This is a genomic window from Streptomyces sp. NPDC043176, assembly GCF_056436715.1.
The window spans coordinates 13,922-29,369 of the sequence record NZ_JBWKCA010000013.1 but is presented as its reverse complement, the minus strand read 5'-3'; the positions used below and the strand labels follow the sequence as shown (position 1 = coordinate 29,369).

The window sequence follows — 15,448 nt, the reverse complement described above, 5'->3', positions numbered from 1 at the left end:
GGTCCGGTGGGGGCTGTCGGTCCGGTGGGGGCTGTCGGTCCGGTGGGGGCTGTCGGTCCGGTGGGGGCTGTCGGTTCTGTCTTGTCGTTGTCGTCAGTCGGGGCCACCCCGCCAGTCTCGCGCACCGCGCGGACATTCCCCCCGGGACCCCGCACATCACCGCCGGTCACCCGGCCGTTGGCCGGACGGTCACCGCTCGTCGACGCGCAGGCCGGTCACCGCTTGTCGGCAGGTACGTCGACGGCCGCGCAGACCGCGCGCCACACGTCCTTCGCCTCCCAGCCGGCGTCCAGCGCCTCGCGCACCGTCCGCCCGCCGAGTTCCGCCATCACGTGGTCCCGCGCGAAGGACTCGGCGTAGGACGAACCGAAGTGGTCCGCCATCCGTTCCCAGAAAATCGTCAACCGCATGACTCCAGTATCCCGCTCCCAAGAGTGCAGCCCGCTCTCCAGGCCTTGTCACCGCGACTTTCCGCCCTACGGTCGGAGCATGGCCGAAAAACCCCTCTCCTCCCCGCCCTCGACCCCCCTGGCCCGCGCCGAGCGCTTCGTCTGGCTGACGGCCCGGGTCCTCGAACAGCACCGCTTCGCCTACCACTTCCTGCGCGGCGGCCCGGACCAGGTCGAGGCGGCCCTCCTCGCGTACCTCAACGAGGACGGCGGCTACGGCCACGCGCTCGAACCCGATCTCCGCGGACCGGTCAGCCAGCCCCTCCACACGGCGCAGGCGCTGCGGGTCCTGGACTCCATCGGCCGCTGCGGCGGACTGCGCGTGGAGCGGATCTGCCGCTACCTCACGGACGTGTCGACGCACGACGGCGCGCTCCCGGCGATCCACCCGTCCCAGGCCGGCTACCCGTCGGCGCCGTTCGTCCCGGTCGTCGACTCCCCGCCGAGCTCCCTGCTCGCGACCGGTCCCGTGGTCGGGCTGCTGCACCGCAACCAGGTCTGGCACGCCTGGCTGTTCCGGGCCACCGAGTTCTGCTGGGCGGCCGTCGAGTCGCTGGAGAAGTCGCATCCGTACGAGGTGATGGCCGCCGTCGCGTTCCTCGACGGAGCCCCGGACCGCCCGCGCGCGGAGGCCGCCGCCGACCGTCTCGGCCGGCTGGTCCGCGAGCAGGGGCTCGCCGTCCTGGACCCCGACCGGCCGGACGACCACCCGGTCGCGGACGGCTACGCGCCCGGTGAGCACCACTTCCCGCACGACTACGCGCGCGTGCCGGACTCGCTGGCCGCGCACTGGTTCACGGACGAGGAGATGGCCCGGTCCCTGGACCGGCTCGCGGCCGACCAGCAGGAGGACGGCGGCTGGCCGATCCGCTGGCGCGCCTGGGCGCCCGGTTCCGCCCTGGAGTGGCGGCCGATCGTCACGGTCGAGGCGCTGCGCACCCTCCGCGCCCACGGCCGTCCCATCGGCTGAGCCGGGCGGCGGCCCCGGACGGCACGGCGGCCCGGGGCGGCCGCCGTGCGCCCCGGGCTCACCAGCCCAGGGCCCGTACCCCCGCCGTGACCGCGACGGCCGCACCCACGACGACCAGGAACGGGGCCCGCAGAACGAGCGCGACGGCGGCGGCGGCCAGTCCGGCGGCCCGGGCGTCCAGAACGAGCGAGCCGCCCGCGCTGAACGTCTGCTGGGCGGTGAGCGCGGCGAGCAGGGCGACGGGCAGGAGGGCCGCGAGCCGCTGCACGAGCGGCCGCTCCAGGGTTCCGGCGGGGACGAGCAGGCCGACCAGCTTCATCAGGTAGCACCCGGCGGCGGTCAGGCCGATCGCGATCCACACGTTCATCGGGAGTCCTCCTCCGTCGCCTGCGGGCCCGCCCCGGCGTCGGGGCCGGTCCGGTCGGCGCCACCGGTCGCGGCGCTCGTCCGCCGGCCCTGGAACCAGAGCACGGCGGGCGCGGCCAGGGCGGCGGCGAGGACCGGGACGCCGGCGGGCAGGACGGGCAGCAGCCCGAGGCCGAGCAGGACGGCGATCCCGGCGGTGGCCCGCTCGGTGGCCGACTTCAGCATGGGGGCGAGCAGGGCCAGGAAGACGGCGGGGCCGGCCGCGTCGAGGCCCCAGGCCGCCGTGTCGCCGAGTGCCTCGGCGCCGAGCGCCCCGAGCAGCGTGGTGACGTTCCACAGGACGTAGAGCGTGAGGCCGGTGACGGTGAAGCCGACGCGCGCCGCCCGCCGGGACGGCTGCGCGAGGGCGACCGCGGTCGTCTCGTCGATCACCCAGTGCGCGGCGAACGGCCTGACGGCCTTCGGCAGGGCGAGGAGCTGGGAGAGCCGGAGGCCGTAGAAGGCGTTGCGGGTGCCGAGGAAGAAGGCCCCCGCGGCGGCCGTGAACGGGTTGCCGCCCGCGGCGAGTGCGCCGACGAGGGCGAACTGCGAGGCTCCGGTGAAGACGAGCAGGCTGAGCGCGCAGGTCTGGAGGAGGCCGAGTCCGGCGCCCGCCGAGGTGACGCCGAAGGCGAACCCGGAGAGACCGACGGCGACGCCGACACCCAGGGCGTCGCGCACGACCGCCGCGTCGGGTTTCGCCGGTGTGCCGCCGTCGCGTATGACGGGAGGAGCTGTCTGTTCTGCCACGTCAGGGACGTTACGGCAGCCGCGGTCGGCCGGTCTTGTACGTTCTTGCGCCCGACCCGTCCGGACCGTCCTGGTCGTCCGGGCCGTCCTGGTCGTCCGGGCCGTCCGGGGAGCCCGGTCCGCCCGTCCGGGCCGTCCTGGCTGTCCTGGGAGCCAGGTCCGCCCGTCCGGGCCGTCCTGGCCGTCCCACGCGCCCCGCCCGTCCCGTAGCGCCTGGCCCGTTTCGCGAGCGCCCGGCCCGCCTCCTAGGCGGCAGGTCCACCCGGGCCGCTCGACGCGCCGCCGCCCCGGACACCACGGACGCCACGCGCGCGCTGGTACGCGCCCGGCGGCACCCCGACGCTGCGGGTGAAGTGCCGGTTGAGGTGCGACTGGTCGGTGAACCCCACGGCGGCGGCCGCGTCAGCCGGGGCCGTCCCCGCGTCGAGGAGCCGTCTGGCCCGGCGTACGCGCGCGTCCGTGAGCCAGGTGTGTGGCGGCATCCCGTACGCCGACCGGAAGGCCCGGAGCAGGGCGAAGGGGCTGGTGCCCAGGTCGGCGGCGAGGCGCTCCAGGGTCGGCGGTTCGGCCATCCGCTCCTCCAGGACGGCACGCGCGCGTGCCGCGTCCCGAGCGCCCGCCGAGCGGGGCGGGAGCGGCGTGATCAGCCCGCCGTGGCTGCGCAGCATGCGGGCCGTGACGAGCCGGAGCAGGCTGTCCGCGGCGAGCGCGTTGCCCTCCTCGGCGGCCCGGTGGACGCCGACGACGAGCCGGGCGGCGTACGGGTCGTCGACGACGGGCGACGTGAAGCCGGCCGAGCCCCGCAGGGCGAGGGTGTCGGCGGCGATCGAGCGGACGATCTCCGCGTCGGGGTAGATCGTGCGGTACGTCCAGCCCTCGGGCACGCCCGCGAACCCGGTGTGCGAGGTGTCCGGGTTGACCAGGGCGATCTGCCCCGGACCGGCGTGGACCAGTTCGTCCCGGTAGTGGAAGGCCTCGACGCCCTCGGTGATCGCGGCGAACACGAAGGTCTCGTGGGTGTGCCGGGCGAAGGCCTTGCGGATGTAGTGGGCGTGCAGCAGGTCGACGCCGGGCAGCTCGGAGTACTGCCAGTAGCGCGCCCGCTCCCCGCTCGTCATGCCTCCATTCTGCGCCCGGGGCCCGCCGGGACTTCCGCCCGGGCCCGGGCGCCTTCGCCGCGGGGCCGCGCACGGGTGCGGGCGGGGCCGCCGCACGGTTTTCCACAGGTCCCGGCGGTTGTCAGTGGCGGGGTGCACGATGGGGGCATGGTCAGGTCCGCGCTCGACTCGTTCTCCCCCGCGACCCGTGGTTGGTTCACCGGGGCCTTCAGCGCGCCCACGGCGGCACAGGAAGGCGCCTGGAAGGCCATCGGCGAGGGCTCCGACGTGCTGGTCGTCGCGCCGACCGGCTCGGGCAAGACGCTGGCCGCCTTCCTCGCCTCCCTGGACGGGCTGGCGTCCACGCCGCCGCCCGCCGAGGCGAAGAAGCGCTGCCGCGTGCTGTACGTGTCGCCGCTGAAGGCCCTCGCCGTGGACGTCGAGCGGAACCTGCGCTCGCCCCTGACCGGCATCCGGCAGGAGTCGGTGCGCCTCGGGCTGCCGGAGCCGGACATCCGGGTCGGGATCCGCTCCGGCGACACCCCGCCCGCCGAGCGCCGGGCGCTCGCCACCCGGCCGCCGGACATCCTGATCACCACCCCCGAGTCGCTGTTCCTGATGCTGACCTCCGCCACCCGGGAGGCCCTGTCGGGCGTGGAGACGGTCATCCTGGACGAGGTCCACGCGGTCGCGGGCACCAAGCGGGGCGCGCACCTGGCGCTCTCGCTGGAGCGGCTCGACGAGCTGCTGCCCCGCCCGGCGCGCCGGATCGGCCTGTCGGCCACGGTCCGCCCGGTGGACGAGGTGGCGCGCTACCTCTCCCCGAAGCGCGCCGTGGAGATCGTCCAGCCGCCGTCGGGCAAGGAGTTCGACCTCTCCGTGGTCGTGCCCGTCGAGGACATGGGCGAGCTGGGGGGCTCACCGGCGTCCGAGGGCAAGGACGGCGGGGACAAGCCGTCGATCTGGCCGCACGTCGAGGAGCGGATCGCCGACCTCGTCCAGGCCCACCGGTCGACGATCGTCTTCGCGAACTCCCGCCGCCTGGCCGAGCGCCTCTGCAACCGGCTGAACGAGATCGCGTACGAGCGGGCGACCGGCGAGCCGCTGCCCGAGGGCGCTCCCCCCGCCCAGGTCATGGCCCAGTCGGGAGCGGCGCAGGGTGCTCCGCCGCTGCTCGCCCGGGCCCACCACGGCTCGGTGTCGAAGGAGCAGCGCGCCCAGGTGGAGGAGGACCTGAAGGCGGGCCGCCTGCCCGCCGTGGTGGCCACCTCCAGCCTGGAGCTGGGCATCGACATGGGCGCGGTGGACCTGGTCGTCCAGGTCGAGTCGCCGCCCTCGGTCGCCTCCGGGCTCCAGCGCGTGGGGCGCGCGGGCCACCAGGTCGGCGCGGTGTCGACGGGCGTGGTCTTCCCCAAGTACCGGGGCGACCTGGTGCAGGCCGCGGTGGTCACCGAGCGGATGCGCGTCGGCTCCATCGAGTCGATGCGGATCCCCGGCAATCCGCTGGACGTCCTGGCCCAGCAGCTGGTCGCCATGGTCGCGCTCGACACCTGGCAGGTGGACGACCTGCTGGCCGTGGTCCGCCGGGCGGCGCCGTTCTCGTCGCTGCCGGAGTCGGCGTTCACCGGCGTCCTGGACATGCTGGCGGGGCGCTATCCCTCGGACGCCTTCGCCGAGCTGCGCCCGCGCGTGGTGTGGGACCGGGTCGCCGGGACGGTCACCGGCCGGCCGGGCGCGCAGCGGCTCGCCGTCACCTCCGGCGGCACGATCCCCGACCGCGGCCTGTTCGGCGTCTTCCTGGCCGGCTCGGACCCCAAGAAGGGCGGCGGCCGCGTCGGGGAGCTCGACGAGGAGATGGTGTACGAGTCGCGGGTCGGCGACGTCTTCACGCTCGGCACCACCTCGTGGCGGATCGAGGACATCACCCGGGACCGGGTGCTCGTCACGCCCGCGCCGGGTGTGCCCGGCAGGCTGCCGTTCTGGAAGGGCGACCAGCTCGGCCGGCCCCTCGAACTGGGCCGGGCCGTCGGCGCGTTCCTCCGCGAGGTCGGCGCCCTCTCCGACGAGGACGCGCGGCTGCGGCTGCTCGCCGCCGGCCTGGACGCCTGGGCCGCGGACAACGTCCTCGCCTACCTCAGGGAGCAGCGCGAGGCCTGCGGGCACGTGCCGGACGACCGGACGATCCTCGTCGAGCGCTTCCGGGACGAGCTCGGGGACTGGCGGGTCGTCATCCACTCCCCGTTCGGCGCGCAGGTGCACGCTCCCTGGGCGCTGGCGCTCGGCGCCCGTCTGGCCGAGCGGTACGGCATGGACGCGCAGGTGATGCACGCGGACGACGGCATCGTGCTGCGCCTGCCGGACGCGGACCTGATGGGCCTGGAGATGGGCCTCGACCTCCTCGACCACGAGCCGGTGGATCCGGGCCGGCACCTCGACACGGCGTACGACGCCGACAAGGCGCCGATCGGCGCGGCCGACGCCCTCTTCGACAAGGGTGAGATCGGGCAGATCGTCACCGACCAGGTGGGCGGCTCCGCGCTGTTCGCCTCCCGGTTCCGCGAGTGCGCCGCGCGCGCCCTGCTGCTGCCCAAGCGGAACCCGGGCAAGCGCACCCCCCTCTGGCAGCAGCGGCAGCGCGCCTCGCAGCTCCTCCAGGTGGCGAGCGAGTTCGGCTCGTTCCCGATCGTCCTCGAAGCGGTCCGCGAGTGCCTCCAGGACGTCTTCGACGTCCCCGGGCTCACGGAGCTGATGGGCGACATCGAGGCCCGGAGGGTCCGGCTCGTCGAGGTGACCACCCCCGAGCCGTCGCCCTTCGCCCGCTCGCTGCTCTTCGGCTACGTGGCGCAGTTCCTGTACGAGGGGGACTCCCCGCTCGCCGAGCGGCGGGCGGCCGCGCTGTCCCTGGACTCGCGGCTGCTCGCGGAGCTCCTCGGCCAGGCGGAGCTGCGCGAGCTGCTCGACCCCGAGGTCCTGACCGAGCTGGAGCGGGAGCTCCAGTGGCTGACGGAGGACCGGCGGATCAAGGACGTGGAGGGCGTCGCCGACCTGCTGCGGGTCCTGGGTCCCCTGACCGACGCCGAGCTCGCCGAGCGGGGCGCGGAGCCGGGCTGGGCGCCGGAGCTCGCGACCGCGCGACGCGCCATCCCGGTCCGGATCGCGGGCCTGGAGCACTGGGCGGCGATCGAGGACGCGGGCCGGCTCCGGGACGCCCTGGGCACGGCCCTGCCCGTCGGCGTGCCCGAGGCGTTCACCGAACCGGTCAAGGACCCGCTGGGCGACATCCTCGCCCGGTACGCGCGCACCCACGGCCCGTTCACCTCCTCGGGAGCCGCCCACCGCTTCGGCCTGGGGACGGCCGTCACCGACGGCGCCCTCCAGCGGCTCGCCGCGTCGGGCCGGGTGGTCCAGGGCGAGTTCCATCCCTCCGGCATCGGCCAGGAGTGGTGTGACGCCTCCGTCCTGCGCCGGCTGCGGCGCCGCTCCCTGGCAGCTTTGCGCCACGAGCTGGAGCCGGTGCCCCCGGCGGCCCTCGCCACCTTCCTGCCGCAGTGGCAGCACCTGGGGAGCAACAGCCTGCGCGGCATCGACGGCCTCGCCCGCGCGATCGAGCAGCTCCAGGGCGCTCCGGTCCCCGCCTCCGCCCTGGAGAAGCTGATCCTGCCGTCGCGGGTCAGGGACTACTCCCCGGCGCTCCTGGACGAGCTGACGACCACCGGCGAGGTCCTGTGGGCGGGTGCCGGGTCGCTCCCCGGCAAGGACGGCTGGGTCTCCCTGTACCTCGCGGACGCGGCGCCCCTGCTCCTGCCGGCGCCGCACCCGCTGGAGCTGTCCGCGCTGCACGAGTCGGTGCTCATCGCCCTGACCGGCGGGTACGGCCTGTTCTTCCGCCAGATCGCCGACCAGATCCGGGCCACCACCCACCCCGAGGCCGGCGACCCCCAACTCGCCGACGCCCTCTGGGACCTGGCCTGGTCGGGTCGGCTCACCAACGACACCCTGGCCCCGCTGCGCGCGCTGCTCGGCTCCGGCCGCACGGCCGGCTCCACCGCCCACCGCGCACGCCGCACGATCCCCCGCGGCAGGTACGGCACCCTGACCGCGGCCGCCCGCCCGGCCTCCCGCACCGGCCCGCCCACGGTCTCCGGCCGCTGGTCGCTGCTGCCTCCGGCCGAGCCCGAACCGACCCACCGGGCCCACGCCCTCGCCCGTACGCTCCTGGACCGGCACGGGGTCGTCACCCGCGGCGCGGTGGCCGCCGAGGGCGTCGAGGGCGGCTTCTCGGCGACGTACCGCATCCTGGCCGCCTTCGAGGACAGCGGCCAGGCCCGCCGCGGCTACGTCGTCGAGGGGCTCGGCGCGGCCCAGTTCGCGATGGACGGCGCCGTGGACCGGCTGCGCGCCGCCGCGACCGCCCGCGACCGCGGCGCCGAGGCCGCCACCGGCCCCCGCGCCCTGGTCCTCGCCGCGGCCGACCCGGCGAACGCCTACGGCGCCGCGCTCCCCTGGCCCGAGCCACCCGCCGGCGCCGGCCACAAGCCGGGCCGCAAAGCCGGCGCGATGGTCGTCCTCGTCGACGGCGAACTCACGCTCTACATGGAGCGCGGCGGCAAGACCCTCCTCTCCTGGGCGACCGCCCCCGACGACCCCGCACTCACGGCCGCCGCCGAGGCCCTCGCGGCATCCGCCCGCGGCGGCGCGCTGGGCACCGTCACCCTCGAACGCGTCAACGCGGCCCCCGCCCTCACCTCGCCCCTCGCCCGCCCCCTCGAATCCGCCGGCTTCGTCGCCACCCCCAAAGGCCTCCGCCTCCGCCCCTGACCCCACACCCCCTGCCCTCTGCGGCCCCCGCCCCCACCGCGCAGGCCCGCATCCCGCCACACAGGCCCGCACCCACCGCCGTGTGGCCCCGGGCCCATCGGCGCATGGGCCTGCACCCGCCGCCGCGTAGGCCTTGCACCCCACCGCCATGTGGCCCCACGCCCACCGCCGCGTAGGCCGCGCCCACCACCATGTGGCCCCACGCCCACCCCCCCGACCGGGCCCCCGCCGCCTGCCCCTTTCATGGGCCCCCGCCCGCGCGGGCCCGCGCCCACTCCCGTGTGCGCCCGCTCCCACCACCGCGTGGGCCTGCGCCACCGCACCCCGCCCGCGCGGGCCCGCCGCCGGCTGCCCCGTGTGGGCCTGCGCCCGCGGGGACCCTCGCCCACCCGCCGTGTGGGCAATCGTCCCGCTGGGCGGGGCGGGTGGGCACACGGGACGGCGCCCTCGGCGGCGCCTCCGCCCCTTGTGCCCTGGCCCGCACCCCCCAGTCCGGTGCGCACGGGGTGCGGGTTCAGGCGCGGAAGCCTGGGCCCGGCAAAGGGCGCCGTCCGTTGTGCCCACCCGTTCCGCCCCAGCGGAACGATTGCCCACAACGGGGGTGGGCGAGGGGGCCTCGGCGGGGCAATCGCCCACAACGCGCGGGGCGGCGGGCGTTACGGGTGGGCACCGCCCCAGCGGAACGATCGCCCACAACGCGGCAGGGCGAGGGCGCGGCCCACAACGCGGGGGCGGGCGCAGCCAACAACGGGCGGGGGCACGGCCCACAACGGGGTGAACGGGCGCAGCCACCAACGGGCGGGGGCGCAGCCCACAACCGGCGCGGGCACAGCCAACAACGGGGTGAACGGGCGCAGCCACCAACGGGCGGGGGCGCAGCCCACAACCGGCGCGGGCACAGCCAACAACGGGCGGGGCGCGGCCCGCAACCGGCGCGGGCACGGCCCACAACGGGGTGACCAGGCACAGCCAACAACGGGCGGGGCGCAGCCCGCAACCAGCGGGGCGGGGCCGAACGACGCGGGAGCGCGGGCACGGGCCCCGCCTCCGCGGAACGATGGCCCGCGCAAGCGACCCGCGGCCAGGCGCGCCGGCCGCGCGCCGGCCGCGCCCCGCCGGGGACACAATGGACGCGTGCCCGAAGGAGACACCATCTGGCAGGTCGCCCACCGCCTGCACGCCGCCCTGGCCGGCCAGGTCCTCACCCGCGCCGACCTCCGCGTCCCCCGGTTCGCCACCGCCGACCTCACCGGCCGGACGGTCCTCGACGTCACCCCGCGGGGCAAGCACCTGCTCGCCCGGATCGAGGGCGGGCTCACCCTCCACTCGCATCTGCGGATGGACGGTGCCTGGCGCATCCAGCCCACCGGGGAGCGCCCGCGCGGCGGCCCGGAGCACCAGATCCGGGCGATTCTCGGGAACGCCGAGTCGACCGCGTACGGCTATCGGCTCCCGGTCCTGGAGCTGGTCCGCACCGCCGAGGAGTCCCGCGTGGTCGGCCATCTCGGCCCGGACCTCCTGGGCCCCGACTGGGATCCGGAGGAGGCGGAGCGCCGGTTGTGCGCCGATCCGGCCCGACCGCTCGGCGAGGCCTTGCTGGACCAGCGCAACCTGGCGGGCATCGGCAACGTGTACAAGTCGGAGCTGGCGTTCCTCGCGGCCGTCTCGCCGTGGCTGCCGGTCGGCGACCTCGGCCCCGACGTCCCCGCACGGCTGGTGGCGACCGCCCACCGTCTCCTGGAGGCGAACAGGGAGCGCCCTGACCGCCGTACGACCACCACCGCGCGCTTCCCGGGCACCCCGCTCCATGTCTACGGCCGTGAGGGCCGCGCCTGTCTGCGCTGCGGCGCCCGCGTCCGCAAGGCCGACGCCGAGCCGGGGAACGGCGACCGGATCACGTACTGGTGCCCCGGCTGCCAGCCCGGCCCCACCCGGAGCGGACCCGGATCAGGCGCCGCCTCCCGCACCCACCCCACTGATTGACGATCCGTCAGATCCGGTCGTACGGTCCGGACATGAGCTTCTCGGCGTACGACCTCACCGGCCGCTCCGCGTTCGTCACCGGCGCCGCGAGCGGGATCGGCCACGCGACCGCGACCCTCCTCGCCCAGGCGGGCGCCACCGTGCACTGTGCGGACCTCGACGAGCACGGGCTGAAGGAGACCGCCGCGCTGATCGCACGCGACGGGGGCTCTGCACACGTCCACGCCCTGGACGTCACCGACCGGTCCGCCCTGGCGGCCGCCGTGGCCTCGGCGGGCCCGCTCCACGTCATGGCCGCCATCGCCGGCATCATGCACACGAGCTCGGTCCTGGAGACCCGCGACGAGGACCTCGACCGCGTCTTCTCGGTGAACTTCAAGGGGGTCCTGTACGCGTGTCAGGAGGCGGCGCGTTCGATGATCGCCTCCGGCACCCGGGGCTCGATCGTCACGATGGCGTCGGGCGCGATGGACACCGCCGGCCCGGGCCTCCTCTGCTACAGCGTCACCAAGGCGGCCGTCGTCCAGCTGACCAAGACCCTGGCGGTGGAGGCGGGCCCGCACGGCATCCGGGTCAACGCGGTCGCGCCGGGATGGATCCGCACGCCCATGACCGACCGCCACGAGCCGGCCGCCCAGCGGCAGGCCGAGGCAGCGATGGTCCGTCACTCGCCGCTGGGGCGCGTCGGGGAGGCCGAGGACATCGCCCACGCGGTCCTGCATCTGGCCTCGGACGCCTCCTCGTTCACGACGGGTCAGATACTCCGCCCGAACGGCGGCGTCGCCATGCCCTGGTGACCAAGGACCCGTGCCCGGCGGCGGACCGCCGGGCGGATGCGGTGACGTGCACGGGCAGCAGGCTGAGTCCCCAGCCTCCCGCGATCACCGCGCCCTCCACGGGCCCGGTCTCTCCCGGCACCAGCAGCAAGCGCACCAGCGCCCACCACCACACTCCTCCGGCCACCAGCCCGACCGCGACCAGCGCGAGCGTCACCGGCGGAAAACGTCGCCGTACCATGGCCGCCTCCTGCGGTCGACGCTAGACCGGCAGGATCACCCGGCGGGAGGGCGCACCGGGGCCAGCCCCGGCGCACGCCGTGCGTATCGCCACGGGGGGCCTACACGCTCTCCGCCGTGAACATCCACGCGTGCTTCTCGAGGTCGCCCGTCAGGGCGATGAGAAGGTCCTGGCTGATCGGGTCGGGGTCGGCGGTCGCGTCGATGCGTTCCCGCATGCGGGCGGTGACGGCATTCAGGGCGTCGACGAGGATCCGGACCGCTTCCACGTCCTTGATCCACCCCTCCGGGACCGTGCCGACGGCGCTGGAGGAGGCGACGGTCGCCGCGCGGCCGTCGGGGTTCACACCGAGGGCCGCGGCCCTCTCCGCCACCGTGTCGGAGTGCAGCCGCGCGGTGTCGACGACCTCGTCGAGCTGCAGATGGACGGAGCGGAAGCGTGGACCGACGACGTTCCAGTGGACCTGCTTGGCGACCAGGGCGAGGTCGACGAGGTCGACCAGCGCCCCCTGGAGAGCGTTGCCGACCGTCTTGAGGTCGGTCTCGGACAACGGGCTCTTCACCACGGACATGCTGAATCTCCAACCAGACGTTCGTTTCCTCACCATGGCACGCCTGTCCGGTATCCGGCATTTCAAACAAACCACCCGGGGGACCCCGGAGACGGAGAAAGGCCCCGACCGGCACCCCGCAGGGCGCCGACCGGGGCCTCGCCCCACGTGCTTCGGTTCAGGCGGCGACGACGTTGACCGCTTCCGTGGGCGCCTTGATGGTCACCCGCTCGGTGGGCACACCTGCCACCGACGTCACCGACACCGAATTGAGCCTCGGGCGCACCGGTGTCGGCACCGGTTCGCTCGATGCTGCCGACTCGGCCAGTTCGGCGAGCGACAGCTCGTCGCTCACTTCGCGCATGAGCTCGGACATCCGTACGTCCAGCGCGTCGCAGATCGCGGAGAGCAGCTCGGAGGAAGCCTCCTTCTGCCCCCGCTCCACCTCGGAGAGATAGCCGAGCGAGACTCGGGCGGACGAGGAGACTTCGCGCAGAGTACGGCCCTGGCGCTGGCGCTGCCGACGCAGCACGTCACCCAGCAGGCGACGGAGCAGAATCATCGGTGGCTCCCTCCTCGGACCGCGTAGCCGCATCCTTCACGCCCCACCGTACCGCCTCGCGCTGCGGCCGTGCGGGGAGCGATGTCGTGTTCACTCAGGGCTGCAAACATCAATTCCCCCCGTTGTGTTCCGTATCCTGTGCCCGCGCATTTCCCGAGAGTTCCTCAAGGAGCAGTTCCAACACGCTCCGTACGCTCTCTCTACGGATGTCCGCGCGGTCGCCGTTCAACCGCAACGAGACCACTTTCCCGGCCCGGGCGCCCGTCGCGACCGGCCCCGCGACCGCCACGTAGACGGTTCCGACGGCCTGGCCGTCCTGCGGGTCGGGCCCCGCGACCCCGGTCGTCGAGATGCCCCAGTCGGCGCCGAGCCGGTCCCGTACACCGGCCGCCATCTGCAGCGCGACCTCCGGGTCCACCGCTCCGCGCTCCGCGAGGAGGGCGCGGTCGACGCCGAGGAGCTCGTGCTTGAGGGTGGTGGCGTAGGCCGTGACGGACCCCCGGAAGGCCTGGGACGCGCCGGGTACGCCGGTGAGCTCGGCGGCCACCAGACCGCCCGTGAGCGACTCCGCCGCGGCCAGCGTGTGATCACGCTCCGCGAGCAGCGCCAGTACCCGGGCGGCCTCGGTCATCGTGCCGATGCCTCCGGCCGTGCCGCCGCGCGCTCCGCGGCGAGCCCCTTGCGCCGGAGTACGACGGCCTGTCGCACATAGTCCAGACCGGTGACGACCGTCAGCACGACGGCCACGGCCATCACCCAGAAGCGCAGGGTGGCCAGCGGCCCGGTGAGCATCAGGACGTACATTCCGACGGCCGTGCCCTGGGCGAGCGTCTTCACCTTGCCGCCGCGGCTGGCCGGGATGACCCCGTGCCGGATGACCCAGAACCGCATGAGGGTGATGCCCAGCTCGCGGGCCAGGATGACCCCGGTCACCCACCAGGGCAGGTCCCCGAGAACCGAGAGGCTGACGAGTCCGGCCGCCATGATCGCCTTGTCGGCGATCGGGTCGGCGATCTTCCCGAAGTCGGTGACCAGGTTGTACGTACGGGCCAGGTGCCCGTCGAAGACGTCCGTGATCATGGCCACCGCGAAGGCGGCCCAGGCCCAGGCCCGCCACGCGGGGTCGTGTCCGCCGTCCTGGAACAGCAGGATCACGAAGCCCGGCACGAGCACGAGCCGGATCATGGTGAGGATGTTGGCGATGTTCCACAGGCTGGCCTGGTTGACGGCCGCCGCGCCCAGCTTTCCGCGGGGCGCCGGCCTACCGGTCCCGCCCGTCGCGGATGCCGGGACTCCGGTCATCTGCCCGCCTCCTCGAAAAGACACTCGGCCACCAGGTCGACGCCTTCCGTGCCGACGACCTTCGCACCGACCATACGGCCCGGGGTCAGGTCGGGGCTCGTACCGTCGGCCGTGGTGAGGAACACCTGGCCGTCCGTCTCGGGCGCCTGGTGGGCGGCGCGGCCGATCCAGCCGTCCTCCTCGTCCAGGGTCTCGACGAGTACTTCCAGGGTCTCTCCGATGCGCTCCTCCGCGCGCTGCGCGGTGAGCTCCTCGGCGAGCCGTGACAGGTGGGCGAGACGCTCGTCGACGACCTCCTGGTCGAGCTTGTGCTCGTAGGTGGCGGCCTCGGTGCCGTCCTCGTCGGAGTAGCCGAAGACGCCGATGGCGTCGAGGCGGGCGTGGGTGACGAAGCGTTCCAGCTCGGCGAAGTCCGCCTCGGTCTCGCCGGGGAAGCCGACGATGAAGTTGGAGCGGGCACCGGCCGTCGGGGCCTTGGAGCGGATGGTCTCCAGGAGCTCCAGGAAGCGGTCGGTGTCGCCGAAGCGGCGCATGGCGCGCAGCACGTCCGGGGCGCTGTGCTGGAAGGACAGGTCGAAGTAGGGCACGACCTTGTCGGTCGACGTCAGGACGTCGATGAGGCCCGGCCGCATCTCGGCGGGCTGGAGGTAGCTGACGCGGACGCGCTCGATGCCGTCGACGGCGGCCAGCTCGGGCAGCAGGCTCTCCAGGAGCCGGATGTCACCGAGGTCCTTGCCGTAGGAGGTGTTGTTCTCGGAGACCAGCATGACCTCCTTCACGCCCTGCTCGGCGAGCCAGCGCGTCTCGTTCAGCACGTCCGAGGGACGGCGCGAGACGAAGGAGCCGCGGAAGGAGGGGATGGCGCAGAAGGAGCAGCGGCGGTCGCAGCCGGAGGCGAGCTTGACCGAGGCGACGGGGCTGGTGTCGAGCCGGCGGCGGAGCGGCGCGCGGGGCCCGGAGGCCGGGGCGAGCCCCTCGGGAAGGTCGGCGGGGGCGTCGACGGGGGCCTCGGCGGAGTCGCCGTGTCCCGGCAGGGCGACGGCCGCGGCCGCCTCCTGGCGCTCGACGGGCGACAGCGGCAGCAGCTTGCGCCGGTCACGCGGGGTGTGGGCCTCGACACTGCCACCGCTGAGGATGGTCTGGAGGCGGTTGGAGATGTCGGCGTAGTCGTCGAAGCCCAGGACGCCGTCGGCCTCCGGGAGGGCCTCGGCGAGCTCCTTGCCGTACCGCTCGGCCATGCAGCCGACGGCGACGACGGCCTGGGTCTTGCCGTGATCCTTCAGATCGTTGGCTTCGAGGAGGGCGTCGACGGAGTCCTTCTTGGCGGCCTCGACGAATCCACAGGTGTTGACGACGGCGACGTCCGCGTCCTCGGCGTTCTCGACGAGCTCCCAGCCGTCCGCTGCCAAGCGGCCTGCAAGCTCCTCCGAGTCCACCTCGTTACGGGCGCAGCCAAGAGTGACAAGGGCGACGGTACGGCGTTCGGGCATGGACTCAAGACTACTTCGTCCCGGCCGTTCCCCCGTCGCGCAGGGTTCACCTGCG

At 74.6% G+C, this 15,448-nt stretch carries 14 protein-coding genes; 4 read left to right on the top strand and 10 right to left on the bottom strand.

Annotated elements, in window-relative coordinates; all coding sequences use genetic code 11:
- Positions 1 to 215: 215 nt before the first annotated feature.
- Complete coding sequence (locus AC067A_RS21885; RefSeq protein ID WP_362564685.1) at positions 216 to 410, bottom strand: DUF3046 domain-containing protein; 195 nt, start codon at positions 408 to 410, stop codon at positions 216 to 218.
- Between the two features lie 79 nt (positions 411 to 489).
- On the opposite strand from AC067A_RS21885, the gene AC067A_RS21880 reads away from it, so the two are divergent.
- The gene (locus tag AC067A_RS21880) at positions 490 to 1,419 is read left to right on the top strand and encodes a prenyltransferase/squalene oxidase repeat-containing protein (RefSeq protein WP_479244159.1); all 930 of its coding nucleotides are present in this window, start codon (positions 490 to 492) and stop codon (positions 1,417 to 1,419) included.
- Positions 1,420 to 1,477: 58 nt separating this feature from the next.
- Here the strand turns inward: AC067A_RS21880 and AC067A_RS21875 are convergent, their stop codons facing one another.
- The 3 genes from AC067A_RS21875 to AC067A_RS21865 all read right to left on the bottom strand — a co-directional run bounded on the left by AC067A_RS21875 (position 1,478) and on the right by AC067A_RS21865 (position 3,692).
- A complete protein-coding gene (locus AC067A_RS21875; RefSeq protein WP_017237745.1) occupies positions 1,478 to 1,786 on the bottom strand; it encodes an AzlD domain-containing protein in 309 nt (102 codons plus the stop codon).
- On the bottom strand, positions 1,783 to 2,574 hold the full coding sequence (locus tag AC067A_RS21870; protein ID WP_479244158.1) for an AzlC family ABC transporter permease: 792 nt from the start codon (positions 2,572 to 2,574) through the stop codon (positions 1,783 to 1,785). Before AC067A_RS21870 ends, AC067A_RS21875 begins: the two co-directional genes overlap by 4 nt.
- A gap of 245 nt (positions 2,575 to 2,819) precedes the next feature.
- Positions 2,820 to 3,692, bottom strand: coding sequence for an AraC family transcriptional regulator (locus tag AC067A_RS21865; protein ID WP_479244157.1), 873 nt, complete (start codon positions 3,690 to 3,692; stop codon positions 2,820 to 2,822).
- Between the two features lie 147 nt (positions 3,693 to 3,839).
- Between AC067A_RS21865 and AC067A_RS21860 the strand changes: the two genes are divergently transcribed.
- From AC067A_RS21860 to AC067A_RS21850, 3 genes are all read left to right on the top strand, one after another.
- Complete coding sequence (locus AC067A_RS21860; RefSeq protein WP_479244156.1) at positions 3,840 to 8,489, top strand: Lhr family ATP-dependent helicase; 4,650 nt, start codon at positions 3,840 to 3,842, stop codon at positions 8,487 to 8,489.
- A 1,134-nt stretch (positions 8,490 to 9,623) separates the two neighbouring features.
- The gene (locus tag AC067A_RS21855) at positions 9,624 to 10,472 is read left to right on the top strand and encodes an Fpg/Nei family DNA glycosylase (protein WP_479244155.1); all 849 of its coding nucleotides are present in this window, start codon (positions 9,624 to 9,626) and stop codon (positions 10,470 to 10,472) included.
- A gap of 32 nt (positions 10,473 to 10,504) precedes the next feature.
- Positions 10,505 to 11,269, top strand: coding sequence for an SDR family NAD(P)-dependent oxidoreductase (locus AC067A_RS21850; protein WP_479244154.1), 765 nt, complete (start codon positions 10,505 to 10,507; stop codon positions 11,267 to 11,269).
- On the opposite strand, the gene AC067A_RS21845 is transcribed toward AC067A_RS21850, so the two are convergent.
- The 6 genes from AC067A_RS21845 to rimO form a co-directional block, all read right to left on the bottom strand.
- Positions 11,217 to 11,489, bottom strand: coding sequence for a hypothetical protein (locus AC067A_RS21845; RefSeq protein WP_479244153.1), 273 nt, complete (start codon positions 11,487 to 11,489; stop codon positions 11,217 to 11,219). The two genes, AC067A_RS21850 and AC067A_RS21845, sit on opposite strands and share 53 nt — an antisense overlap.
- A gap of 100 nt (positions 11,490 to 11,589) precedes the next feature.
- The gene (locus tag AC067A_RS21840; RefSeq protein WP_479244152.1) at positions 11,590 to 12,060 is read right to left on the bottom strand and encodes a Dps family protein; all 471 of its coding nucleotides are present in this window, start codon (positions 12,058 to 12,060) and stop codon (positions 11,590 to 11,592) included.
- A gap of 157 nt (positions 12,061 to 12,217) precedes the next feature.
- Complete coding sequence (locus tag AC067A_RS21835) at positions 12,218 to 12,601, bottom strand: helix-turn-helix domain-containing protein (protein WP_017237739.1); 384 nt, start codon at positions 12,599 to 12,601, stop codon at positions 12,218 to 12,220.
- A gap of 109 nt (positions 12,602 to 12,710) precedes the next feature.
- Positions 12,711 to 13,232 carry a CinA family protein gene (locus AC067A_RS21830; RefSeq protein WP_479244151.1) on the bottom strand — a complete coding sequence of 174 codons (522 nt, stop codon included), beginning with the start codon at positions 13,230 to 13,232 and terminating at the stop codon, positions 12,711 to 12,713.
- Positions 13,229 to 13,903 (bottom strand): CDP-diacylglycerol--glycerol-3-phosphate 3-phosphatidyltransferase, encoded by a 675-nt coding sequence (pgsA, locus tag AC067A_RS21825; RefSeq protein WP_479244150.1) that lies wholly within the window; start codon positions 13,901 to 13,903, stop codon positions 13,229 to 13,231. Before pgsA ends, AC067A_RS21830 begins: the two co-directional genes overlap by 4 nt.
- Complete coding sequence (rimO, locus tag AC067A_RS21820; RefSeq protein ID WP_479244149.1) at positions 13,900 to 15,393, bottom strand: 30S ribosomal protein S12 methylthiotransferase RimO; 1,494 nt, start codon at positions 15,391 to 15,393, stop codon at positions 13,900 to 13,902. Before rimO ends, pgsA begins: the two co-directional genes overlap by 4 nt.
- Positions 15,394 to 15,448: the final 55 nt, after the last annotated feature.